This window comes from Allobosea sp. RCC_152_1 (assembly GCF_041360765.1).
In the GTDB taxonomy this organism is placed as follows: domain Bacteria; phylum Pseudomonadota; class Alphaproteobacteria; order Rhizobiales; family Beijerinckiaceae; genus Allobosea; species Allobosea spartocytisi.
On record NZ_JBFUPU010000007.1, the window covers coordinates 12,424 to 33,336 of the forward strand.

28 protein-coding genes are annotated in these 20,913 nt (G+C 64.6%); all 28 read right to left on the minus strand.

The annotated features are described in order from the left end of the window. Positions 1-66: 66 nt before the first annotated feature. The 28 genes from AB6806_RS21325 to rpoC all read right to left on the minus strand — a co-directional run bounded on the left by AB6806_RS21325 (position 67) and on the right by rpoC (position 20,856). Positions 67-660, minus strand: a complete 594-nt coding sequence (locus tag AB6806_RS21325) for an adenylate kinase (protein ID WP_112763126.1) — start codon at positions 658-660, stop codon at positions 67-69. Next, complete coding sequence (gene secY, locus AB6806_RS21330) at positions 661-2,001, minus strand: preprotein translocase subunit SecY (RefSeq protein WP_038365424.1); 1,341 nt, start codon at positions 1,999-2,001, stop codon at positions 661-663. It abuts the gene before it with no gap. A 153-nt stretch (positions 2,002-2,154) separates the two neighbouring features. After that, positions 2,155-2,631 (minus strand): 50S ribosomal protein L15, encoded by a 477-nt coding sequence (gene rplO / locus AB6806_RS21335; protein ID WP_038365422.1) that lies wholly within the window; start codon positions 2,629-2,631, stop codon positions 2,155-2,157. A gap of 12 nt (positions 2,632-2,643) precedes the next feature. Beyond that, positions 2,644-2,838, minus strand: a complete 195-nt coding sequence (gene rpmD, locus AB6806_RS21340; RefSeq protein ID WP_038365420.1) for a 50S ribosomal protein L30 — start codon at positions 2,836-2,838, stop codon at positions 2,644-2,646. Between the two features lie 10 nt (positions 2,839-2,848). After that, a complete protein-coding gene (gene rpsE, locus AB6806_RS21345) occupies positions 2,849-3,406 on the minus strand; it encodes a 30S ribosomal protein S5 (RefSeq protein ID WP_038365418.1) in 558 nt (185 codons plus the stop codon). A 145-nt stretch (positions 3,407-3,551) separates the two neighbouring features. Next, entirely contained in the window at positions 3,552-3,914 is a 363-nt protein-coding gene (gene rplR, locus AB6806_RS21350; RefSeq protein WP_038365416.1) for a 50S ribosomal protein L18, read from the minus strand. An 11-nt stretch (positions 3,915-3,925) separates the two neighbouring features. After that, entirely contained in the window at positions 3,926-4,459 is a 534-nt protein-coding gene (gene rplF / locus AB6806_RS21355) for a 50S ribosomal protein L6 (RefSeq protein WP_038365414.1), read from the minus strand. A 35-nt stretch (positions 4,460-4,494) separates the two neighbouring features. After that, positions 4,495-4,893 carry a 30S ribosomal protein S8 gene (rpsH, locus tag AB6806_RS21360; RefSeq protein ID WP_038365412.1) on the minus strand — a complete coding sequence of 133 codons (399 nt, stop codon included), beginning with the start codon at positions 4,891-4,893 and terminating at the stop codon, positions 4,495-4,497. A gap of 13 nt (positions 4,894-4,906) precedes the next feature. Continuing rightward, on the minus strand, positions 4,907-5,212 hold the full coding sequence (gene rpsN / locus AB6806_RS21365; RefSeq protein ID WP_112763125.1) for a 30S ribosomal protein S14: 306 nt from the start codon (positions 5,210-5,212) through the stop codon (positions 4,907-4,909). Positions 5,213-5,247: 35 nt separating this feature from the next. Beyond that, entirely contained in the window at positions 5,248-5,814 is a 567-nt protein-coding gene (gene rplE, locus AB6806_RS21370; RefSeq protein WP_038365408.1) for a 50S ribosomal protein L5, read from the minus strand. Then, positions 5,807-6,124, minus strand: coding sequence for a 50S ribosomal protein L24 (gene rplX / locus AB6806_RS21375; protein ID WP_038365407.1), 318 nt, complete (start codon positions 6,122-6,124; stop codon positions 5,807-5,809). The genes rplE and rplX overlap by 8 nt, the downstream gene beginning before the upstream one ends. Continuing rightward, positions 6,124-6,492 (minus strand): 50S ribosomal protein L14, encoded by a 369-nt coding sequence (gene rplN, locus AB6806_RS21380; protein WP_038365406.1) that lies wholly within the window; start codon positions 6,490-6,492, stop codon positions 6,124-6,126. Before rplN ends, rplX begins: the two co-directional genes overlap by 1 nt. 209 nt (positions 6,493-6,701) lie before the next feature. Continuing rightward, positions 6,702-6,944 carry a 30S ribosomal protein S17 gene (rpsQ, locus tag AB6806_RS21385; RefSeq protein WP_038365405.1) on the minus strand — a complete coding sequence of 81 codons (243 nt, stop codon included), beginning with the start codon at positions 6,942-6,944 and terminating at the stop codon, positions 6,702-6,704. 10 nt (positions 6,945-6,954) lie between these two features. After that, positions 6,955-7,167, minus strand: coding sequence for a 50S ribosomal protein L29 (gene rpmC, locus AB6806_RS21390; protein WP_112763124.1), 213 nt, complete (start codon positions 7,165-7,167; stop codon positions 6,955-6,957). A gap of 11 nt (positions 7,168-7,178) precedes the next feature. Continuing rightward, positions 7,179-7,592: a 50S ribosomal protein L16 gene (rplP, locus tag AB6806_RS21395; protein WP_038365403.1), complete on the minus strand. Its 414-nt coding sequence runs from the start codon at positions 7,590-7,592 to the stop codon at positions 7,179-7,181. Between the two features lie 18 nt (positions 7,593-7,610). After that, positions 7,611-8,342 (minus strand): 30S ribosomal protein S3, encoded by a 732-nt coding sequence (gene rpsC, locus AB6806_RS21400; RefSeq protein ID WP_038365402.1) that lies wholly within the window; start codon positions 8,340-8,342, stop codon positions 7,611-7,613. Positions 8,343-8,352: 10 nt separating this feature from the next. Further along, complete coding sequence (rplV, locus tag AB6806_RS21405; RefSeq protein WP_038365400.1) at positions 8,353-8,736, minus strand: 50S ribosomal protein L22; 384 nt, start codon at positions 8,734-8,736, stop codon at positions 8,353-8,355. A gap of 3 nt (positions 8,737-8,739) precedes the next feature. Further along, positions 8,740-9,018, minus strand: a complete 279-nt coding sequence (rpsS, locus tag AB6806_RS21410; protein WP_038365397.1) for a 30S ribosomal protein S19 — start codon at positions 9,016-9,018, stop codon at positions 8,740-8,742. An 8-nt stretch (positions 9,019-9,026) separates the two neighbouring features. Beyond that, the gene (rplB, locus tag AB6806_RS21415; RefSeq protein WP_038365394.1) at positions 9,027-9,869 is read right to left on the minus strand and encodes a 50S ribosomal protein L2; all 843 of its coding nucleotides are present in this window, start codon (positions 9,867-9,869) and stop codon (positions 9,027-9,029) included. A gap of 10 nt (positions 9,870-9,879) precedes the next feature. Next, entirely contained in the window at positions 9,880-10,191 is a 312-nt protein-coding gene (locus AB6806_RS21420; RefSeq protein ID WP_038365392.1) for a 50S ribosomal protein L23, read from the minus strand. Continuing rightward, positions 10,188-10,808 (minus strand): 50S ribosomal protein L4, encoded by a 621-nt coding sequence (rplD, locus tag AB6806_RS21425; protein ID WP_038365389.1) that lies wholly within the window; start codon positions 10,806-10,808, stop codon positions 10,188-10,190. The genes AB6806_RS21420 and rplD overlap by 4 nt, the downstream gene beginning before the upstream one ends. Further along, positions 10,808-11,536 carry a 50S ribosomal protein L3 gene (gene rplC / locus AB6806_RS21430; protein WP_038365386.1) on the minus strand — a complete coding sequence of 243 codons (729 nt, stop codon included), beginning with the start codon at positions 11,534-11,536 and terminating at the stop codon, positions 10,808-10,810. The genes rplD and rplC overlap by 1 nt, the downstream gene beginning before the upstream one ends. A gap of 69 nt (positions 11,537-11,605) precedes the next feature. Continuing rightward, the gene (gene rpsJ, locus AB6806_RS21435; RefSeq protein WP_038365384.1) at positions 11,606-11,914 is read right to left on the minus strand and encodes a 30S ribosomal protein S10; all 309 of its coding nucleotides are present in this window, start codon (positions 11,912-11,914) and stop codon (positions 11,606-11,608) included. 66 nt (positions 11,915-11,980) lie between these two features. After that, positions 11,981-13,171 (minus strand): elongation factor Tu, encoded by a 1,191-nt coding sequence (gene tuf / locus AB6806_RS21440; protein ID WP_112581612.1) that lies wholly within the window; start codon positions 13,169-13,171, stop codon positions 11,981-11,983. Between the two features lie 44 nt (positions 13,172-13,215). Further along, positions 13,216-15,291 carry an elongation factor G gene (gene fusA / locus AB6806_RS21445; RefSeq protein ID WP_038358289.1) on the minus strand — a complete coding sequence of 692 codons (2,076 nt, stop codon included), beginning with the start codon at positions 15,289-15,291 and terminating at the stop codon, positions 13,216-13,218. A gap of 30 nt (positions 15,292-15,321) precedes the next feature. Further along, positions 15,322-15,792, minus strand: coding sequence for a 30S ribosomal protein S7 (rpsG, locus tag AB6806_RS21450; protein WP_038358287.1), 471 nt, complete (start codon positions 15,790-15,792; stop codon positions 15,322-15,324). 72 nt (positions 15,793-15,864) lie between these two features. Continuing rightward, positions 15,865-16,236, minus strand: a complete 372-nt coding sequence (rpsL, locus tag AB6806_RS21455; protein WP_038358286.1) for a 30S ribosomal protein S12 — start codon at positions 16,234-16,236, stop codon at positions 15,865-15,867. A gap of 435 nt (positions 16,237-16,671) precedes the next feature. After that, entirely contained in the window at positions 16,672-20,856 is a 4,185-nt protein-coding gene (gene rpoC / locus AB6806_RS21460) for a DNA-directed RNA polymerase subunit beta' (RefSeq protein WP_038358283.1), read from the minus strand. Positions 20,857-20,913 lie beyond the last annotated feature (57 nt).

The following is a 20,913-nucleotide window of genomic DNA, read 5'->3' on the forward strand; positions in this document are numbered from 1 at the left end:
CATGGCGCAAGAGTCAACCTGCGCCACCCAAGATTCATGCCAAGCGCTGGTGATCGCGCCTGGCCTTCAGCTCCGCGCCGTCTCCGAGAGCGCACTCTCGATCGCCGCGGAAACATCGTCGATGGCTTGCATGCCGTCGATCGGCGTGAGCTGGCCGCGCTTCTCGTAATAGGGAGCGACCACGGCGGTATCGCGGTTATAGGCTTCGAGCCGGGTCTTGAAGACCTCCGGATCGTCATCCTTGCGCACCGGCTGCCCGGCCGCCCTCGCCTCCTCGGCGCGGCGGACGATCCGATCGACCAGCTTCGTCTGGTCGACCTTGAGCTCGAGCACGGCGTCGAGCTTCAGCCCCTTGCCCGCGAGCATCTCGTCGAGCGCCTCGGCCTGCGCCAGCGTGCGCGGAAAGCCGTCGAGGATGAAGCCCGTCTTCGCATCCGGCTCTTCGATGCGGTCGGCGACGATGCCGATCACGATCTCGTCCGAAACGAGGCCGCCGGCATCCATCACCGCCTTGGCCTTCTGGCCGACAGGCGTTCCCGCAGCCACCGCGGCGCGCAGCATGTCGCCGGTCGAGAGTTGCGGAATGCCATGCTTCGCGACGATGCGCGCCGCCTGAGTGCCCTTGCCCGCCCCCGGCGGCCCCAGGAAAATCAACCGCATTTAGCGCCTCGCTCCTCGCAACTTGGCCTTCTTGACCAGCCCCTCATACTGATGGGCCAGCAGATGTCCGTGAATCTGCGCCACGGTATCCATCGTCGTCGTCACCACGATGAGCAGCGAGGTGCCGCCCAAAAGGATGATCGGGATCTGAGCATAGGTGATCATGAACTCGGGGATAAGGCAGACGATGGTCAGATAGCCCGCGCCCAGAACCGTGATGCGCGTCAGCACGCGGTCGATATGCTCGGCGGTGCGCTCGCCCGGCCGAATGCCCGGCATGAAGCCGCCATGCTTCTTGAGATTGTCCGCCGTCTCGACCGGATTGAACACGATCGCGGTGTAGAAGAAGCAGAAGAAGATGATCAGCGCGACATAGAGCACCATGAACAGCGGCCGGCCATGGGCGAGATAGGTCGAGATCGTCGAGACGAAGCCGGTACCGCCCTGCGCCTGCGAGAAGCTGGCGATCGTCGTCGGCAGCAGCAGCAGCGACGAGGCGAAGATGGGCGGGATGACGCCCGAGGTGTTGAGCTTCAGCGGCAGGAACGAGGTCTGGCCCTCATACATGCGGTTGCCGACCTGGCGCTTCGGATAATTGATCAGCAGGCGCCGCTGGGCGCGCTCCATGAAGACGCAGAAGGCGATGACGCAGATCGCCATCACCAGGATGCCGAGCAGCAGCCCGGTCGAGATCGCGCCCTGGCGGCCGAGTTCAAGGGTCTGGGCGAGCTGCGCCGGGAATTCGGCGATGATGCCCGAGAAGATGATCATCGACGTGCCGTTGCCGATGCCGCGGCTGGTAATCTGCTCGCCGAGCCAGAGCAGGAACATCGTACCGCCGACCAGGGTGATCGTGGTCGAGAGCAGGAAGAACGGCCCGGGTTCGAGCACGAGATTGCCCGAACCTTGAAGACCCACGCCGATCGCATAGGCCTGGAACACGGCCAGCACCAGCGTGAGATAGCGCGTGTACTGGTTGAGGATCTTGCGGCCCTGCTCGCCTTCCTTCTTCAGCGCCTCGAAGGTCGGGATGACGCTGGAGAGCAGCTGGACGATGATCGAGGCCGAAATGTACGGCATGATCGCCAGCGCGAAGATCGCGAGCCGGCCGACGGCGCCGCCCGAAAACATGTTGAACAGCCCGAGCACGCCGGACTGGGTCTGCTGCCGGAAGAGGTCCGCCACCGCATCCGGGTTCATGCCGGGCAGCGGGACATAGGTGCCGAGCCGGTAGACGATCAGCGCGCCCAGCGTGAACCAGATTCGCTTCTTGAGTTCGTCCGCCTTGGCGAGCGCCCCGAAGTTGAGGTTTGCCGCTAGCTGTTCAGCCGCCGATGCCATGCGCCGGATCCCTGGGTCTCAGTCGATATTGAAGCACGCCGTCGGCTGAAATCGCGGAGCGTTTTCCAGGGGCGCACTGTGCGTCAAACAGTCGAACGGCGGCCAAGGCGCATGGCCCGGCCGCCGTTCGCAAACGTCATGTAGTCGTTCGGATCACGCCTGTGAAGCGGCGGCCAGAATCTTGATCGAACCGCCGGCCTTCTCGATCGCGGCGACGGCCGATTTGGACGCGCCGGCAACCTCGAAAGCGAGCTTGGTCTTGAGCTCGCCGACGCCCAGGATCTTGACGCCGTCCTTGGCCTGGCGGGTGATGACGCCCGCGGCGACGAGCGCCTCGATGGTCACCGCGCCCTTGGCGTCGAGCTTGCCCGCCTCGACAGCCTGCTGGATGCGACCGAGGTTCACCTCGTTCAGATCCTTGGCGAAGAGGTTGGTGAAGCCGCGCTTCGGCAGGCGACGATACAGCGGCATCTGGCCGCCTTCGAAGCCCTTGACCGCCACGCCGGCGCGAGCCTTCTGGCCCTTGACGCCACGCCCGCCGGTCTTGCCCTTGCCGGAGCCGATGCCGCGGCCGACGCGGATGCGCGACTTGGCCGCGCCTTCGTTGTCACGAATCTCGTTGAGTTTCATGTGTCGCCCTCCTCAATTCGCGTCGACGACGCGCACGAGGTGCTTGACCTTCTCGACCATGCCACGCACCGCGGGGGTGTCCTGGAGGGTCGAGCGGCGGCGGATCTTGTTCAGGCCGAGACCGATCAGGGTCTGGCGCTGGGTGGCGTCGCGGCGGATCGGGGAACCGATCTGCTCGACGATGAGAGTCTTCTCAGCCTTTGCCATCGAACCCTCCTCACGCTTCCGCGGCCGCATCCGTGCCGGCATCGCGGCGACGGGTCTGCAGGGCCGAAACCTTGAGCGAGCGACGGGCCGCGACCGAGCGCGGGCTGTCCTCGTTCTTCAGCGCGTCGAAAGTGGCGCGCACGAGGTTGTACGGGTTGGAGGAGCCGAGCGACTTCGACACGACGTCCTGCATGCCGACCGCCTCGAAGACGGCGCGCATCGGGCCGCCGGCGATGATGCCGGTACCGGCCGGAGCCGCGCGCAGCACGACCTTGCCGGCGCCGTGGCGGCCCTGCACGTCGTGATGGAGGGTACGGCCCTCGCGCAGCGGGATGCGGACGAGACCGCGCTTGGCGGCTTCCGTCGCCTTGCGGATCGCCTCGGGAACTTCACGGGCCTTGCCGTGGCCGAAGCCGACGCGGCCCTTCTGGTCGCCGACGACGACGAGTGCGGCGAAGCCGAAGCGACGACCACCCTTCACCACCTTGGCGACGCGGTTGATGTGGACGAGCTTATCCACGAATTCGGAATCTTCGCTATCCCGACGCTCACGCGGCTCTCTAGCCATCTCTACCTCTTACTTGCGCGGTCGAAGCTCGAAGCCTCGCCGCTCGCTCGAGCAAATCCCCGCGAGCCTCATTGCCGCGGGGAAGCCTGAAAACGAGTGCCGCCGGGACGACGCGCGAGCGCCGTCCCGGCGAACCCCGGTATCCTCAGAAGCTGAGGCCGCCCTCGCGGGCCGCCTCGGCCAGGGCCTTGACACGGCCATGGTACATATAGGGACCACGGTCGAAGACCACGTCCGTCACGCCGGCCTTGACCGCACGCTCGGCGACGAGCTTGCCGATCTGGCCGGCCGCCTCGACATTGGCGCCGGACTTGATCTGGGCACGCACGTCCTTGTCCATCGACGAGGCGGAAGCGAGGGTGACCCCCTTCACGTCGTCGATGACCTGGGCGTAGATCTGCTTGCCGGTGCGGTGCACCGAGAGGCGCGGGCGGCCATTGGCGACCGCCTTGATCGCGCGGCGGACGCGGGCCTTGCGGCGCGCAGTCACATCGTTCTGCTTGCTCATGGCTGGCGTCCTTACTTCTTCTTGCCTTCCTTGCGGAAGATGAACTCGCCGGCGTACTTGACGCCCTTGCCCTTATAGGGCTCGGGGCCGCGATAGTCGCGGATTTCCGCGGCGGTCTGGCCGACGACCTGCTTGTCGATACCGACGACGACGATCTCGGTCGGCTTCGGCGTCGTGATCGCGACACCGGCCGGGATTTCATAGTCGATGTCGTGGCTGTAGCCGAGCGACAGCTTCAGCACCTTGCCAGCGACAGCGGCCTTGTAGCCGACGCCGTTGATCTCGAGGCGCTTCTCGAAGCCGGCGGTGGTGCCGATCACGAGGTTGTTGATGCGGGCACGCGAGGTGCCCCAGAGCGCGCGGGCGCGCTTCGACTGCGAGCGCGGCTGAACCGCGATCGAGCCGTTCTCCATGGCAACCGAGACGTCCTCGGGAACCTCGAAGGAGAGCTCGCCCTTCGAGCCCTTGACCTTGACGAGCTGGCCGGTGACCGAGGCGGTGACGCCCGCGGGAACCGAAACCGGCTTCTTTCCGATACGAGACATTGGATCTCTCCTGAAGATGAGCGGCGCCTGTCGGGTCAGAAGACCCGGCAGAGCACTTCGCCGCCCACGTTCTGCTCGCGGGCCACATGATCGGCCATCACACCCTTCGGCGTCGAGACGATCGTCACGCCGAGGCCGTCGGCCACGCGCGGCATGGTCTCGACCGACGAATAGACGCGGCGGCCGGGCTTCGAGACACGCGAGATCGACCGGATGACCGGCTGGCCCTCGTGATACTTCAGCTCGATGTCGAACTCGGTCCGGCCGTTGCCGAACTCGGTCGTCGAGTAGCCGCGGATGTAGCCTTCGGTCTGGAGCACGTCCAGAACGCGGGCCCGCAGCTTCGAGCCGGGGGTGGACACGCGGGTCTTGCGACGCATCTGCGCATTGCGGATGCGGGTCAGCAGATCGCCGAGCGGATCAATGATTGTCATTGTCCTGTCCTCCTCACCAGCTCGACTTCACGAGGCCAGGAACCAGCCCCTTGTTGCCGAGTTCACGCAGCGCGACACGCGACATCTTGACTTTGCGATAGAAGGCGCGCGGACGGCCCGTCACCTCGCAGCGATTGCGGATGCGGTTCTTCGCCGAGTTGCGCGGCAGTTCGGCAAGCTTCAGGCGAGCAAGGAAGCGCTCGTCCATCGGCTGGCTTTCGTCATTGGCGATCGCGAGAAGACGAGCCCGGCGGCCGGCGAATTTCTTCACCAGCTTCCTGCGACGCTCGTTGTTCTCGACGGAGCTTTTCTTAGCCATCGATCTCTCCTGGTTTCCGCGTTTGAACGGTCAGTTCACTGCCGGAACGGGAAGTTGAAGTGCTTGAGCAGAGCGCGTGCCTCGTCGTCCGACTTCGCAGTCGTGCAGACGATCACGTCCATGCCCCAGACCTGGTCGACCTTGTCGTAGTTGATCTCGGGGAACACGATGTGCTCCTTGATCCCGAGCGCGAAATTGCCGCGCCCGTCGAACGACTTCGGGTTCAGGCCCCGGAAGTCGCGCACGCGCGGCAAGGCGATGGTGACGAGCCGGTCGACGAACTCGAACATCTTGGTCTTGCGCAGCGTGACCTTGCAGCCAACCGCCATGTTCTCGCGCAGCTTGAAGCCGGCGATGGCGAGGCGGGACTTGGTAATAACCGGCTTCTGGCCGGCGATGAGGGCGAGATCGCCCGCAGCGTTGTCGACCTTCTTGCGGTCGGCCGTGGCTTCACCAACGCCCATGTTGATGACGACCTTCTCGATGGTCGGCACTTCCATGACGTTCTTGTAGCCGAATTCGGCGATCATCGCGGGACGGACGACGTCCTCGTAATGCTTCTTCATGCGCGGCGAGAGAGCCGCCTGCTGAGCCTCAGCCATCGATCAGATCCCCCGAACGCTTGGCGAAACGAACCTTGCGGCCGTCTTCGAGCACCTTGAAACCAACGCGGGTCGCCTTGCCGTCCTTCGGATCGGCGACAGCGATGTTCGACAGGTCGATGGTGGCCTCTTTCGAGATGATGCCGCCCTCGGACGTCTGCGACTGCTTGGTGTGGCGCTTGACGAGATTGACGCCACGCACGACGGCGCGAGCATCCTTCGGCATGACCTGCAGCACTTCGCCGGTCTTGCCCTTGTCACGACCAGCGAGCACGACGACCTTGTCGCCCTTCTTGATCTTCGCAGCCATCACAGCACCTCCGGCGCCAGCGAGATGATCTTCATGTGGTTCTTGGCGCGCAGCTCGCGCGGAACCGGTCCGAAGATACGCGTGCCGACGGGCTCCTTCTGGTTGTTGATCAGCACGGCCGCATTGCGGTCGAAGCGGATCACCGAACCGTCCTGGCGCTTGACGTCCTTGGCAGTGCGAACGACGACCGCCTTCATGACGTCGCCCTTCTTCACGCGACCGCGCGGAATGGCTTCCTTGATCGAGACGACGATGATGTCGCCGATGCGGGCATAGCGCCGCTTCGACCCGCCGAGAACCTTGATGCACATCACGCGACGGGCGCCCGAATTGTCGGCGACGTCGAGATTCGTCTGCACCTGGATCATGGCCTTGATCCTTCCAATCTGTGTATCAGCGCGGTTTCCCGGCCAGCATCAGCGCTGGCGGGGACTACGACTGACGGGGGTCGATCGCCCCCTGGCCTCAAAACAAACACGGTCCGCAAAAGTGGTTTCCACCTTTGCGGAAAAACATGTCCGGCTTCTTTCCTGCCCCGCCCTGCCCCTGATTCGGGGCTGGGCGAAGCCGGCTCGACTCACGCCTTGGGGGCGCCTTCGAGCACAACCCAGCTTTTCAGCTTGGAAATCGGCTTGGACTCCTCGATCCACACCGTGTCGCCGATCTTGAACGAACCCGCCTCGTTGTGGGCGTGATAGTTCTTGGTGCGGCGAACCGTCTTCTTGAGGAGCGGGTGCGTATAGCGCCGCTCGACCTTCACCACAACAGTTTTGTTCTGCTTGTCGCTGACGACGACGCCCTGCAGTACGCGCTTAGGCATGATTCTCTCCTCACGCGCTCGCTGCGACGGTCTTCGACCGCTGCAGCGTCTTGATGCGGGCGATGTCCTTGCGCAGTTCGGTGACACGCGCGGTGTTCTCGAGCTGCCCGGTCGCCTTCTGGAAGCGCAGGTTGAACTGCTCCTTCTTCAGCTTGAGCAGCTCATCCTGGAGCTGGTCCGCGCTCATGACCGTGAGGTCGGACAGACGCTTGGTGATTTTCATGTCAGCCTCCCTTACTCGGCGATGCGCTGGATGAAGCGGGTCTTGATCGGCAGCTTGGCGGCGCCGAGACGGAGCGCCTCGCGGGCGATCTCCTCGGACACGCCGTCGAGCTCGAACATGATCCGGCCCGGCTTGACCTTGGCCGCCCAGAATTCAGGCGAACCCTTGCCCTTACCCATGCGGACTTCGGTCGGCTTCTTGGAAACCGGCACGTCCGGGAAGATGCGGATCCAGACACGGCCGACGCGTTTCATGGCGCGGGTGATCGCGCGGCGGGCCGCCTCGATCTGCCGGGCGGTGACGCGCTCGGGCTCCTGGGCCTTCAGGCCGAACTGGCCGAAGTTGAGGTCCGTGCCGCCCTTGGCGACGCCGGAGATGCGTCCCTTGAACTGCTTGCGGAACTTGGTGCGTTTTGGTTGCAGCATGGCTCTTCTCGATCAGCCTTACGCAGCCTGCTCGCGACGATCGCGATCGCGGTGATCGCGGTCACGGCCGCCGGAACGGCTGCCCTCGTCGGAAAGGCGCTTGTCCTGGGCCATCGGGTCATGTTCCAGGATCTCGCCCTTGAAGATCCAGACCTTGATGCCGCACGTCCCGTAGGTCGTGAAGGCGGTGGCGACGCCGTAATCGACATCGGCGCGCAGCGTATGCAGCGGCACGCGGCCCTCGCGGTACCATTCGAGACGGGCGATCTCGGCGCCGCCGAGACGGCCCGAGCAGTTGATGCGGATGCCCTCGGCGCCCAGACGCATCGCCGACTGCACGGCGCGCTTCATGGCACGACGGAAGGCGACACGACGCTCGAGCTGCTGGGCGATCGAGTCGGCGACGAGCGTCGCGTCGATCTCGGGCTTGCGCACCTCGACGATGTTGATCGTCACGTCGGCCTTGGTGAGCTTCGAGACCTCCTTGCGGAGCTTCTCGATGTCGGCACCCTTCTTGCCGATCACCACGCCCGGACGCGCCGAGTGGATGGTGACGCGGCACTTCTTGTGCGGACGCTCGATGATGATCTTCGAGACGGCAGCCTGCTTCAGCAGCTTCATGAGCGCGGCGCGGATGGCCATGTCTTCATGCAGCAGCTTGCCGTACTCGCCCTTGTTGGCGAACCAACGCGAGTCCCAGGTACGGTTGATGCCGAGGCGAAGGCCGATCGGATTGATTTTCTGACCCATCGTTCTCTCCTCAGGCCTGCGCAGCAGCCTGCTCGCGCACCACGATCGTGATGTTCGAGAACGGCTTCATGATACGGGCGCCACGGCCGCGGGCGCGGGCATGGAAACGCTTCATGACGAGCGCCTTGCCGACGAACGCCTGGGCGACGACGAGATCGTCGACGTCGAGATCATGGTTGTTCTCGGCGTTGGCGATCGCGCTCTGCAGGCACTTGCGAACGTCGTTCGCGATGCGCTTGCGCGAGAACTCGAGATCGGCGAGCGCCGTCGCGACCTTCTTGCCACGGATGAGCTGAGCGACGAGGTTCAGCTTCTGCGGCGAGACGCGCAGGTTGCGGGCGACCGCAAGCGCTTCGTTCTCGGGCAGCGCACGGGGGGCGGATGCTTTACCCATGGCTTACTTCCTCTTCGCCTTCTTGTCGGCGGCATGGCCGTGGAAGGTGCGCGTCGGCGAGAACTCGCCGAACTTGTGGCCCACCATCTCCTCGGACACGGACACCGGCACATGCTTCTGGCCGTTGTAGACGCCGAACGTCAGACCGACGAACTGCGGCAGGATCGTGGAGCGGCGGCTCCAGATCTTGATGACTTCACTACGAGCCGAGGTCCTGGCGACCTCGGCCTTCTTCAGGAGGTATCCGTCGACAAACGGACCTTTCCAAAGCGAACGCGCCATGACGGACCTCAGTTCTTCTTCTTGCGGGCGTGACGGCTCGACACGATGAACGTATCGGTCCGCTTGTTCGAGCGGGTCTTCTTACCCTTGGTCGGCAGACCCCACGGCGTGACCGGATGACGGCCACCGGAGGTGCGGCCTTCACCACCGCCATGCGGATGGTCGACCGGGTTCATCGAGACGCCGCGGTTATGCGGACGGCGGCCGAGCCAGCGCGAGCGACCCGCCTTGCCGTCGTTGCGGTTCATGTGATCCGGGTTCGAAACCGCGCCGACCGTGGCGTAGCACAGACCCGAGATCAGGCGCTGCTCGCCCGAGTTCAGGCGGACGATGACATAGCCCTGGTCGCGGCCGACGATCTGGGCGTAGTTGCCCGCAGACCGCGCCAGAGCGCCGCCCTTGCCGATCTTCAGCTCGACATTGTGGACGATCGTGCCGATCGGCAGCGAGCCCATCGGGGCCGCGTTACCGGGCTTCACGTCGACATTGTCACCCGCGACGACCGTGTCGCCGACAGCCAGGCGCTGCGGCGCCAGGATGTAGGCCTGCTCGCCGTCCTGATAGGTGATCAGGGCGATGAACGCCGTACGGTTCGGATCGTACTCGATCCGGTCCACGGTCGCCGGGATGCCGGCCTTGCCACGACGCTTGAAGTCGAGCAGGCGCAGCGTGCGCTTGTGGCCACCGCCGCGGAAGCGGACGGTGATGCGGCCGAGGTTGTTGCGGCCGCCCGAGGACGACTTGCCCTCGGTCAGCTTCTTGACCGGCTTGCCCTTGTAGAGCTCGCTGCGGTCGACGATCACGAGCTGGCGAAGGCTCGGCGTGATCGGCTTGAAGTTCTTCAAAGCCATGATGCTTCCCTCACAGGCCCGTGGTCACGTCGATCGAGTGGCCCTCTTCGAGGGTCACGACCGCTTTCTTGACGTCCGAGCGCTGGCCGAGCCGGCCCCGGAAGACCTTGAGCTTGCCTTCGGTGACGATCGTGTTGACGCTCTTCACCTTGACGTCGAACAGCTTCTCGACAGCGGCCTTGATCTGCGGCTTCGTCGCGGTCTTGGCGACCTTGAACACGACCTTGTTGTGCTCCGAGAGCATGGTCGCCTTCTCGGTGATGACCGGCGCCACGATCACATCGTAGTGGCGCGGGTCGAGGTTCTTGCCGGACTGGCTCATTTGAAGCGCGCCTCCAGCGCATCGACAGCCGCGCGCGTCAGGACGAGCTTGTCGCGACGCAGGATGTCATAGACGTTGATGCCCTGGACCGGCAGCACGTCGACATTCGGGATCGAGCGAGCGGCCAGGCCGAAGTTCGTATCGATTTCGGCGCCGCCGATGATCAGCGCGCTCGACAGGTCGAGCTTGCCGAAATGGCCGAGCAGCACCTTGGTCTTCGGCTCGGAGAGCGTGGCATCGTCGATGACGATGATGCCGGCATCCTTCGCCTTGGCCGAGAGCGCATGGCGCAGGGCCAGCGCGCGGACCTTCTTCGGCAGCTCATGGCCATGGTCGCGCACGACCGGACCGAAAGCCTTGCCGCCGCCGCGGAACTGCGGAGCCGAAGCCGCGCCGTGGCGAGCGCCGCCGGTGCCCTTCTGCTTGTAGATCTTCTTGCGGGTGCGATCGACTTCCGAGCGGCCCTTGGACTTGTGCGTGCCGGCGCGGCGCTTGGCGAGCTGGTAGCGCACCATGCGGGCGAGCAGGTCGGCGCGCGGCTCGAGGCCGAACACGGCGTCGGAGAGCTCGACCGAACCGGCCGCCTTGCCCTCAAGAGTGGTGATATCGAGTTTCATCACGCGTTCTCCTCAGCCTGGGCCGCAGGAGCCTCTTCCGCCTTGGCCTCGCCGGAAACCTTGAACTTGCCCGGCAGCGGCGCATCCTTCGGCAGGGCGCGCTTGACGGCGTCACGGACATGGATCCAGCCGCCGGCGACGCCGGGAACGGCGCCCTCGACGAGGATCAGGCCGCGCTCGGCATCCGTCTGGACGACGCGCAGGTTCTGCGTGGTGACACGCTCGGCGCCGAGATGGCCCGGCATCTTCTTGTTCTTGAAGGTCTTGCCCGGATCCTGGCGACCACCGGTCGAACCGATCGAACGATGCGAGACCGAGACGCCGTGCGTGGCGCGCAGGCCGCCGAAGTTCCAGCGCTTCATGCCGCCGGCGAAGCCCTTGCCGGTGGTGGTGCCGGAGACGTCGACGAACTGGCCGACGACGAAGTGGTCGGCGGTCAGCTCGGCGCCGACCGGGATCAGCGCGTCATTGCTGACGCGGAACTCGACGATCTTCTGCTTCGGCTCGACCTTGGCGACGGCGAAGTGGCCGCGCTGCGCCTTCGAGACGTTCTTGACCTTGGCCAAGCCCGACCCGAGCTGCACGGCGACATAGCCGTTCTTCTCGATCGTGCGATGCGCGACGACCTGGCAGTTGTCGAGCTTCAGCACGGTGACCGGAATGTGCTCCCCGGCATCGGTGAAGATGCGGGTCATCCCGACTTTCTGTGCAATCACACCGGAACGCATCGGTGCATACCTTCCCTTGGGGTCATGTCCATCCGGGGATACCGGAAACAGAGGACCCGTTTAATCGGATCAGAGCTTGATTTCGACGTCGACGCCGGCGGCGAGATCGAGCTTCATGAGGGCGTCGACCGTCTGGGGGGTCGGATCGACGATATCGAGAACCCGCTTGTGGGTCCGCATCTCGAACTGCTCGCGCGACTTCTTGTCGATGTGCGGCGAGCGGTTGACCGTGAACTTCTCGATGAGCGTGGGCAGCGGGATCGGCCCGCGAACCTGGGCGCCCGTCCGCTTTGCAGTCGACACGATCTCGCGCGTCGAAGCATCGAGGACACGGTGATCGAACGCCTTGAGGCGGATCCGAATGTTCTGACCGTTCATGGTCTTTGTTCTCCGTGACGTGAAAAGGCGAAGGCCCGAAGGGCCCTCGCCCCTCACGAAAACGCGTTACGCGATGATCGAGGCGACGACGCCGGCGCCGACGGTACGACCGCCTTCGCGGATGGCGAAGCGCAGCTTCTCTTCCATCGCGATCGGGGCGATCAGCGTCACCTCCATCGAGATGTTGTCGCCCGGCATCACCATCTCCGTGCCCTCGGGCAGCGTCACCACGCCGGTCACGTCCGTCGTGCGGAAGTAGAACTGCGGGCGGTAGTTGGTGAAGAACGGCGTGTGACGGCCACCCTCTTCCTTCGTCAGAATGTAGGCCTCGGCCTTGAACTTCGTGTGCGGCTTCACCGAGCCCGGCTTGCACAGCACCTGGCCGCGCTCGACGTCCTCACGCTTCGTGCCGCGCAGCAGCGCGCCGATGTTGTCGCCGGCCTGGCCCTGGTCGAGCAGCTTGCGGAACATCTCGACGCCGGTCACCGTCGTCTTCACGGTGTCCTTCAGGCCGACGATCTCGATTTCCTCGCCGACCTTGACGATGCCGCGCTCGACGCGGCCGGTCACCACCGTGCCGCGGCCCGAGATCGAGAACACGTCCTCGACCGGCATCAGGAACGGCTGGTCGATCGGACGCTCCGGCTGCGGGATGTAGTCGTCGACCGTCTTCATCAGCGCGATCACCGCGTCATGGCCGATTTCCGGCGTGACGTTGTCGAGAGCGGCCTTCGCCGAGCCCTTGGTGATCGGAATGTCGTCGCCGGGGAAGTCGTACTTCGAGAGGAGCTCGCGGATCTCCATCTCGACGAGCTCCAGCAGCTCGGCGTCGTCGACCAGGTCGACCTTGTTCATGAACACCACCAGCGCGGGAACGCCGACCTGGCGCGCCAGCAGGATGTGCTCGCGGGTCTGCGGCATCGGGCCGTCGGCAGCCGACACCACCAGGATCGCGCCGTCCATCTGCGCCGCACCCGTGATCATGTTCTTCACATAGTCGGCGTGGCCGGGGCAGTCGACGTGAGCATAGTGACGCGCCGGGGTCTCGTACTCGACGTGAGCCGTCGAGATCGTGATGCCGCGGGCCTTCTCTTCCGGCGCCTTGTCGATCTGGTCATACGCCGTGAACGACGCACCGCCCGACTCAGCCAGAACCTTCGTGATCGCAGCCGTCAGCGACGTCTTGCCATGGTCAACGTGACCAATCGTTCCAATGTTGCAGTGCGGCTTCGTCCGCGAAAACTTCTCTTTGGCCATGGTAGCCTCCGTCCAATCTCTCAGTGTTCAGTCGAAGGTTCGGGTCAGGCGTACTTGGCCTGAACCTCGGCGGCGACCGCCGAGGGAACCTGCTCATAGTGGTCGAACTGCATCGTGTAGTTCGCGCGGCCCTGCGAGAAGGAGCGCAGCTGGTTGACGTAGCCGAACATGTTCGCCAGCGGCACCATCGCGTTGATCACGACGGCGTTGCCGCGCATGTCCTGGCCCTGGATCTGGCCACGACGCGAGTTCAGGTCGCCGATGACCGAACCGGTGTAGTCTTCCGGGGTCACGACCTCGACCTTCATGATCGGCTCGAGCAGCACGGAGCCGCCCTTCTGCAGACCTTCGCGCAGCGCTGCACGGGAAGCGATTTCGAAGGCGAGCGCCGACGAGTCGACTTCGTGGAAGGCGCCGTCGATCAGCGTGACCTTGACGTCCACGACCGGGAAGCCGGCGAGAACGCCAGAGCCGATGACCGAGTTCAGGCCCTTCTCGACGCCGGGGATATACTCCTTCGGCACCGAACCGCCGACGACCTTCGACTCGAACTCGAAGCCCTTGCCGGTCTCGTTCGGCTCGATGACGAGCTTGACGCGGGCGAACTGGCCCGTACCACCGGTCTGCTTCTTGTGGGTGTAGTCGATCTCGGCCTTCTTGGTCAGCGTCTCGCGATACGCAACCTGGGGCGCGCCGATATTGGCGTCGACCTTGTAGGTGCGCTTCAGGATGTCGACCTTGATGTCGAGATGGAGCTCGCCCATGCCCTTCAGGATGGTCTGGCCGCTCTCCTGGTCGGTCGACACGCGGAAGGACGGATCCTCGTTCGCGAGCTTCGACAGGGCGAGGCCCAGCTTCTCCTGGTCGGCCTTGGACTTCGGCTCGATCGCGATCGTGATGACCGGCTCGGGGAACTCCATGCGCTCCAGGATCACCGCATGGGTGGGATCGCAGAGCGTGTCGCCGGTGCGGACGTCCTTGAGGCCGGCCAGGGCGACGATGTCACCGGCATAAGCCTCCTTGATGTCCTCGCGGTTGTTCGCATGCATCAGCAGCATGCGGCCAACGCGCTCTTTCTTGTCGCGGGTCGAATTGATGACGCCCTGACCCGCCTCGACCTTGCCCGAATAGATGCGGCAGAAGGTGATGGTGCCGACGAAGGGGTCGTCCATGATCTTGAAGGCGAGCATGGAGAACGGATCTTCGTCCGTCGGGTTGCGGGTGGTCGGCTCTTCGGTCTTGAAGTCGATGCCTTCGACGGCGCCGCGATCGACCGGCGACGGCAGGAAGTCCACGACCGCGTCGAGCAGGGGCTGCACGCCCTTGTTCTTGAAGGCCGAGCCGCAGAGGACCGGGTGGAAGGCGCGGCGCTGAACGGCCGTGCGGACGAGCTTGCGCAGCGTCTCGGCGTTCGGCTCGGTGCCGTCCAGATAAGCTTCCATCGCGGCGTCGTCCATCTCGACGGCGGCCTCGACGAGCTTCGAGCGATATTCGGCAGCCTTGTCGGCGAGATCGGCCGGAATGTCCTTCTCCTCGAAGGACGCGCCGAGCGCTTCGCCGTTCCAGACGATCGCCTTCATCTTGATCAGGTCGATCACGCCGACGAAGTCGGATTCGGAACCAATCGGGATCTGCAGGCAGACGGGCTTGCCGGCGACGCGGTCGATGATGTCCTGGACGCAGCGATAGAAATCGGCGCCGATCTTGTCCATCTTGTTGACGAACACGATACGCGGGACGTCGTACTTGTCGGCCTGGCGCCAGACGGTCTCGGTCTGGGGCTCGACGCCCTGGTTGCCGTCGAGCACGCAGACGGCACCGTCGAGCACGCGCAGCGAACGCTCGACCTCGATGGTGAAGTCGACGTGGCCGGGGGTGTCGATGATGTTCAGGCGGTTGTCGCGCCAGAAACAGGTCGTCGCGGCGGACGTGATCGTGATGCCGCGCTCCTGCTCCTGCGTCATCCAATCCATCGTGGCGGCGCCATCATGGACTTCGCCGATCTTATGCGACTTGCCGGTGTAGTAGAGGATACGCTCGGTCGTCGTCGTCTTGCCCGCATCGATGTGGGCCATGATGCCGAAGTTACGATAATGATCGATCGGATGAGAACGGGCCATGGTCGTGTGTCCTGAAGTCCGGGCTTCCGCTTACCAGCGGTAGTGCGAGAAGGCGCGGTTGGCTTCCGCCATCCGGTGCGTGTCTTCACGCTTCTTAACGGCGTTGCCGCGGTTGTTCGCAGCATCCATCAGCTCGGCCGAGAGACGCTCGACCATCGTCTTGTCGTTGCGGCCACGCGCGGCCGAGATCAGCCAGCGGATCGCCAGCGCCTGACGGCGCTCGGTGCGAACCTCGACCGGAACCTGGTAGGTCGCGCCGCCGACGCGGCGGGAACGGACCTCGATCGCCGGAGCGACGTTCTCGAGCGCCGACTTGAAGACGCCGAGCGGCTCGCTCTTGGTCTTGGCCTCGATGATGTCGAAGGCACCGTAGACGATCCGCTCGGCGGTCGACTTCTTACCTTCGTACATCACGGAGTTCATGAACTTCGTGACGACGATATCGCCGAACTTGGGGTCCGGGATAACTTCGCGCTTTTCGGCACTGTGGCGGCGGGACATCGTCTAGTCTCCGGTCAAATCTTCAACGCGGCGGATCGGCCTGGGCTCATCGCCCGGCCGATCTGGCCGAACTCACTTGGGACGCTTGGCGCCGTACTTCGAACGGCGCTGCTTGCGGTTCTTGACGCCTTGCGTGTCGAGCACACCGCGCAGGATGTGATAGCGCACGCCGGGAAGGTCCTTGACGCGGCCGCCGCGGATCATCACCACCGAGTGTTCCTGAAGGTTGTGGCCTTCACCCGGGATGTAACCGATCACCTCGAAGCCGTTGGTCAGACGAACCTTGGCGACCTTGCGGAGCGCGGAGTTCGGCTTCTTCGGGGTCGTCGTATAGACACGCGTGCAGACGCCGCGCTTCTGCGGGCACGACTCGAGCGCCGGGGCGGTGTTACGCGCCTTCACGGGCGAGCGCGGCTTGCGGATGAGCTGGCTGATTGTCGGCATTCTGGCCTCTCGCCCCACTGAGCGTTTGGAAATTCCTGGTCAATCTCCCAGGTCGAGCAAAGCCACGGCATAAACGAAGCCGCGCCATCGGCGCCCTTTCAGGGGCCTCAGGCGCGTTCGCCAGCAGAGGAACACGGAAACTCCGCGTTCATGCATCTCGCCATGTCGTCATTCGACGCTGGAATTCCGACGGAGTTTCGGTCGCGAAACTCGCTTGCAAACAAAGAGGCAAGCGACAAACGTGTCCGACAACCGTCGACAGTGGCGCGCTTATGACTCGAACAGAGATTCGCGTCAACCCCGAAACCGCCGAAAAGGCTGGGGTTTTGCGGGGTTCAGGCCACTTGGCCCCTCGCCTGCCCTTTCACGAAACAAAAAGGCCGCCCGGGAGGGGCGGCCTTTCCGATGATTGCCGGTCTTCGCCGGTGGCTGAGCTTACTCGGCCGCCGGCAGCACCGCAGCGGCCTGGGCCGCGGCCTTGGCAGCCGCATCGGCCTTCTGGCCGACGATGAGGTCGTCGCGGCGCGTGGCCACCTGCTTGATGCGGGCGACCTGGGCGCCGGTGCCGGCCGGGATGAGCGAGCCGACGATGACGTTCTCCTTGAGGCCCTCGAGCATGTCCGACTTGCCGTTGACCGCCGCCTCGGTGAGGACGCGGGTGGTCTCCTGGAAGGACGCCGCCGAGATGAAGGAGCGGGTCTGCAGCGAGGCCTTGGTGATGCCGAGCAGGACCGGCACGCCGGAAGCCGGCTTCTTGCCCTCCTCGCGCATCTTCGCGTTGATCTCCTCGAGCTCGACGCGGTCGACCTGGTCGCCGGTCAGGATGTCGGTATCGCCCGACTCCGTGATCTCGACCTTCTGCAGCATCTGACGGACGATGACCTCGATGTGCTTGTCGTTGATGCCGACGCCCTGGAGGCGATAGACCTCCTGGATCTCGTTCACCAGATAAGCCGCCAGCTCCTCGACGCCCTTGATCGCCAGAATGTCGTGCGGGGCCGGGTTGCCGTCGAGGATGTAGTCGCCGACTTCCACGACGTCGCCGTCCTGGAGATGGATGTGCTTGCCCTTCGGGATCAGGTACTCGACCCCGTCGGAACCGTCATGCGGTGTCAGCGTCACGCGGCGCTTGTTCTTGTAGTCCTTGCCGAAGCCGATCACGCCCGACTTCTCGGCAATGATCGCCGCGTCCTTCGGACGACGCGCCTCGAACAACTCCGCCACGCGCGGCAGACCACCGGTGATGTCGCGGGTCTTGGCCGAGTCGGTCGAGACACGCGCCAGCACGTCGCCGGCCTTGATCGAGTGGCCAGGCTCCACCGAGATGATGCCGTCGACAGGCAGGATGTAGCGGGCATCGCCACCACGGGCGAGCTTCGCGATCTTGCCGTCAGGCCCCGTGATGGTCATCGCGGGCTTGAGGTCGGCCGTACGGGCCGAGCCACGCCAGTCGATGACGACGCGCTTGGAGATGCCGGTCGCCTCGTCGGTCGTCTCGGTCATCGACATGCCGTCCACGAGGTCCTCGTAGCCGACCTTGCCGTCGACCTCCGCCAGGATCGGGCGGGAATAGGGATCCCACTCGATCAGGCGCTGGCCGCGCTTGACCTTGTCGCCCTCGTCGACCCGCAGCTTCGAGCCGAACTGGACACGGTGCACCGCGCGCTCGGCGCCATCAGGCCCGACGATCACGATGGCGATGTTGCGCGCCATGGCGATGAGGTCGCCGTCCGAGTTCCGCGCGACGTTGCGGTTGCGCATCTTGACCGTGCCTTCGAAGTTCGACTCGACGAAGGACTGGTCGGCGATGGTGGCCGCGCCGCCGATGTGGAAGGTACGCATGGTGAGCTGCGTGCCCGGCTCGCCGATCGACTGCGCCGCGATGACGCCGACGGCCTCACCCATGTTGACGGGCGTGCCGCGGGCGAGGTCGCGCCCATAGCAGGTCGCGCAGACGCCGTTCTTGGTCGCGCAGGTGAGAACCGAGCGGATCTTCACCTCCTGGACGCCGGCGGCGTTGATCTTCTCGATATGGCTCTCCTCGATCATCGTGCCCTTCGGCACGAGGACGTTGCCGTCGATATCGGTCACGTCCTCGGCCGCCGAGCGACCCAGGATGCGCACGCCGAGCGAAGCCACGACCTGGCCGGCATCGACGATGGCGCGCATCTTGATGCCGTTGTCGGAGCCGCAATCGACCTCGGAGATGATCGCGTCCTGCGCCACGTCGACGAGACGGCGGGTGAGATAGCCGGAGTTGGCCGTCTTGAGCGCCGTGTCGGCGAGGCCCTTACGGGCGCCGTGGGTCGAGTTGAAGTACTCGAGAACGTCGAGGCCTTCCTTGAAGTTCGAGATGATCGGGCTCTCGATGATCTCGCCCGACGGCTTGGCCATCAGGCCGCGCATGGCGGCGAGCTGACGCATCTGCGCCGGCGAACCGCGGGCACCCGAGTGCGACATCATGTAGATCGAGTTGATCTGCTTGTCGCGGCCGGTCTCGTCCTTCTGGACGGTCGAGATGCGGGCCATCATCTCCTGGGCGAGCTTGTCGGAGCACTTCGCCCAGGCGTCGACGACCTTGTTGTACTTCTCGCCCTGCGTGATCAGGCCGTCCTGGTATTGCTGCTCGTAATCCTTGGCGAGCGCGCGGGTGGTGTCGACGATCTGCCACTTGTTCTCCGGCACGACCATGTCGTCCTTGCCGAAGGAGATGCCGGCCTTGAAGGCGTGCTTGAAGCCGAGCCCCATGACGCGGTCGCAGAAGATCACCGATTCCTTCTGACCGCAGCCGCGATACACGGCGTCGATCATTCCGGAGATCTCCTTCTTCGTCATCAGCTTGTTGACGACGTCGAAGGACACGGCCGGGTGCTCCGGCAGCGCGGTCGAGAGGATCACGCGGCCCGGCGTGGTGTCGTAGATCTTCGTGTACGGCTTGCCGTCATGGCCGACGCCGGTCCAGCGATATTTGATCTTCGAATGCAGCGTCACGACCTTCTCGTGCAGCGCGTATTCGAGCTCACCGAAATCGCCGAAGATCTTGCCCTGGCCCGGCTCGCCATCCGAGATGATCGAGAGGTAGTAGAGGCCGAGCACGATGTCCTGCGACGGCACGATGATCGGCTGGCCGTTCGCCGGGTGCAGGATGTTGTTGGTCGACATCATCAGCACGCGCGCTTCCAGCTGCGCCTCAAGCGACAGCGGGACGTGCACGGCCATCTGGTCGCCGTCGAAGTCCGCGTTGAAGGCGGCGCAGACCAGCGGGTGGAGCTGGATCGCCTTGCCCTCGATCAGCACGGGCTCGAAGGCCTGGATGCCGAGGCGGTGGAGCGTCGGTGCGCGGTTCAGCATCACCGGATGCTCGCGGATGACCTCGTCCAGGATATCCCAGACTTCCGGCTTCTCCTTCTCGACGAGCTTCTTGGCCTGCTTGACCGTGGTCGAGTAGCCCTTGGCGTCGAGGCGCGCATAGATGAACGGCTTGAACAGCTCGAGCGCCATCTTCTTCGGCAGGCCGCACTGGTGCAGCTTCATCTCCGGACCGACGACGATGACCGAGCGGCCGGAATAGTCGACGCGCTTGCCGAGCAGGTTCTGGCGGAAGCGGCCCTGCTTGCCCTTCAGCATGTCGGCGAGCGACTTCAGCGGGCGCTTGTTGGCACCCGTGATGACGCGGCCGCGGCGGCCGTTGTCGAACAGGGCGTCGACGGACTCCTGCAGCATCCGCTTCTCGTTGCGGATGATGATGTCCGGCGCGCGCAGCTCGATGAGGCGCTTCAGGCGGTTGTTGCGGTTGATGACGCGGCGATAGAGGTCGTTCAGGTCCGAAGTCGCGAAGCGGCCGCCATCGAGCGGAACGAGCGGACGCAGATCCGGCGGGATGACCGGGATCTGGGTCATCACCATCCATTCCGGCTTGTTGCCCGACTCCTGGAAGGCCTCGATGATCTTGAGGCGCTTCATCAGCTTCTTGGGCTTCAGCTCGGACGTCGTCGTCGCGATCTCATGCTTGAGATCGGCGTTGATCTGGTCGAGATCGAGCGCGCGCAGCATTTCGCGGATGGCTTCCGCGCCGATCATGGCGGTGAAGGTGTCGGCGCCGTACTCCTCCTGGCAGCGGACATACTCCTCCTCCGACAGCAGCTGGCGGTCCTTGAGCGGGGTCAGGCCCGGCTCGATGACGACGTAGCTTTCGAAGTAGAGGATGCGCTCGAGGTCCTTGAGCGGCATATCCATCAGGAGGCCGATGCGCGAGGGCAGCGACTTCAGGAACCAGATATGCGCGACGGGAGCGGCGAGCTCGATATGGCCCATGCGCTCGCGCCGGACGCGGGCGAGCGTGACTTCGACGCCGCACTTCTCGCAGATGACGCCCTTGAACTTCATGCGCTTGTACTTGCCGCACAGGCACTCGTAGTCCTTGATCGGCCCGAAGATGCGCGCGCAGAACAGGCCGTCACGCTCCGGCTTGAACGTGCGGTAGTTGATCGTCTCGGGCTTTTTGATTTCGCCATACGACCAGGACAGGATCTTCTCCGGGCTCGCGATCGAGATCTTGATCGCGTCGAAGGCCTGCTGGACCGGCTGCTGGCCGAAAAGGTTCATGACCTCTTGCTTCATCGCCTGTCTCCTTCGGCCGGTGGGGGCTTAAGGGCCGCCCTGCCCGGCTCGTCAATT

What these genes read in the sequence shown, in the direction of transcription:
- AB6806_RS21325 (WP_112763126.1), bottom strand. Translation starts at nt 660, where the DNA reads ATGCGGTTGATTTTCCTGGGGCCGCCGGGGGCGGGCAAGGGCACTCAG.
- secY (WP_038365424.1), bottom strand. Translation starts at nt 2,001, where the DNA reads ATGGCATCGGCGGCTGAACAGCTAGCGGCAAACCTCAACTTCGGGGCG.
- rplO (WP_038365422.1), bottom strand. Translation starts at nt 2,631, where the DNA reads ATGAAACTCAACGAGATTCGTGACAACGAAGGCGCGGCCAAGTCGCGC.
- rpmD (WP_038365420.1), bottom strand. Translation starts at nt 2,838, where the DNA reads ATGGCAAAGGCTGAGAAGACTCTCATCGTCGAGCAGATCGGTTCCCCG.
- rpsE (WP_038365418.1), bottom strand. Translation starts at nt 3,406, where the DNA reads ATGGCTAGAGAGCCGCGTGAGCGTCGGGATAGCGAAGATTCCGAATTC.
- rplR (WP_038365416.1), bottom strand. Translation starts at nt 3,914, where the DNA reads ATGAGCAAGCAGAACGATGTGACTGCGCGCCGCAAGGCCCGCGTCCGC.
- rplF (WP_038365414.1), bottom strand. Translation starts at nt 4,459, where the DNA reads ATGTCTCGTATCGGAAAGAAGCCGGTTTCGGTTCCCGCGGGCGTCACC.
- rpsH (WP_038365412.1), bottom strand. Translation starts at nt 4,893, where the DNA reads ATGACAATCATTGATCCGCTCGGCGATCTGCTGACCCGCATCCGCAAT.
- rpsN (WP_112763125.1), bottom strand. Translation starts at nt 5,212, where the DNA reads ATGGCTAAGAAAAGCTCCGTCGAGAACAACGAGCGTCGCAGGAAGCTG.
- rplE (WP_038365408.1), bottom strand. Translation starts at nt 5,814, where the DNA reads ATGGCTGAGGCTCAGCAGGCGGCTCTCTCGCCGCGCATGAAGAAGCAT.
- rplX (WP_038365407.1), bottom strand. Translation starts at nt 6,124, where the DNA reads ATGGCTGCGAAGATCAAGAAGGGCGACAAGGTCGTCGTGCTCGCTGGT.
- rplN (WP_038365406.1), bottom strand. Translation starts at nt 6,492, where the DNA reads ATGATCCAGGTGCAGACGAATCTCGACGTCGCCGACAATTCGGGCGCC.
- rpsQ (WP_038365405.1), bottom strand. Translation starts at nt 6,944, where the DNA reads ATGCCTAAGCGCGTACTGCAGGGCGTCGTCGTCAGCGACAAGCAGAAC.
- rpmC (WP_112763124.1), bottom strand. Translation starts at nt 7,167, where the DNA reads ATGAAAATCACCAAGCGTCTGTCCGACCTCACGGTCATGAGCGCGGAC.
- rplP (WP_038365403.1), bottom strand. Translation starts at nt 7,592, where the DNA reads ATGCTGCAACCAAAACGCACCAAGTTCCGCAAGCAGTTCAAGGGACGC.
- rpsC (WP_038365402.1), bottom strand. Translation starts at nt 8,342, where the DNA reads ATGGGTCAGAAAATCAATCCGATCGGCCTTCGCCTCGGCATCAACCGT.
- rplV (WP_038365400.1), bottom strand. Translation starts at nt 8,736, where the DNA reads ATGGGTAAAGCATCCGCCCCCCGTGCGCTGCCCGAGAACGAAGCGCTT.
- rpsS (WP_038365397.1), bottom strand. Translation starts at nt 9,018, where the DNA reads ATGGCGCGTTCGCTTTGGAAAGGTCCGTTTGTCGACGGATACCTCCTG.
- rplB (WP_038365394.1), bottom strand. Translation starts at nt 9,869, where the DNA reads ATGGCTTTGAAGAACTTCAAGCCGATCACGCCGAGCCTTCGCCAGCTC.
- AB6806_RS21420 (WP_038365392.1), bottom strand. Translation starts at nt 10,191, where the DNA reads ATGAGCCAGTCCGGCAAGAACCTCGACCCGCGCCACTACGATGTGATC.
- rplD (WP_038365389.1), bottom strand. Translation starts at nt 10,808, where the DNA reads ATGAAACTCGATATCACCACTCTTGAGGGCAAGGCGGCCGGTTCGGTC.
- rplC (WP_038365386.1), bottom strand. Translation starts at nt 11,536, where the DNA reads ATGCGTTCCGGTGTGATTGCACAGAAAGTCGGGATGACCCGCATCTTC.
- rpsJ (WP_038365384.1), bottom strand. Translation starts at nt 11,914, where the DNA reads ATGAACGGTCAGAACATTCGGATCCGCCTCAAGGCGTTCGATCACCGT.
- tuf (WP_112581612.1), bottom strand. Translation starts at nt 13,171, where the DNA reads ATGGCCAAAGAGAAGTTTTCGCGGACGAAGCCGCACTGCAACATTGGA.
- fusA (WP_038358289.1), bottom strand. Translation starts at nt 15,291, where the DNA reads ATGGCCCGTTCTCATCCGATCGATCATTATCGTAACTTCGGCATCATG.
- rpsG (WP_038358287.1), bottom strand. Translation starts at nt 15,792, where the DNA reads ATGTCCCGCCGCCACAGTGCCGAAAAGCGCGAAGTTATCCCGGACCCC.
- rpsL (WP_038358286.1), bottom strand. Translation starts at nt 16,236, where the DNA reads ATGCCGACAATCAGCCAGCTCATCCGCAAGCCGCGCTCGCCCGTGAAG.
- rpoC (WP_038358283.1), bottom strand. Translation starts at nt 20,856, where the DNA reads ATGAAGCAAGAGGTCATGAACCTTTTCGGCCAGCAGCCGGTCCAGCAG.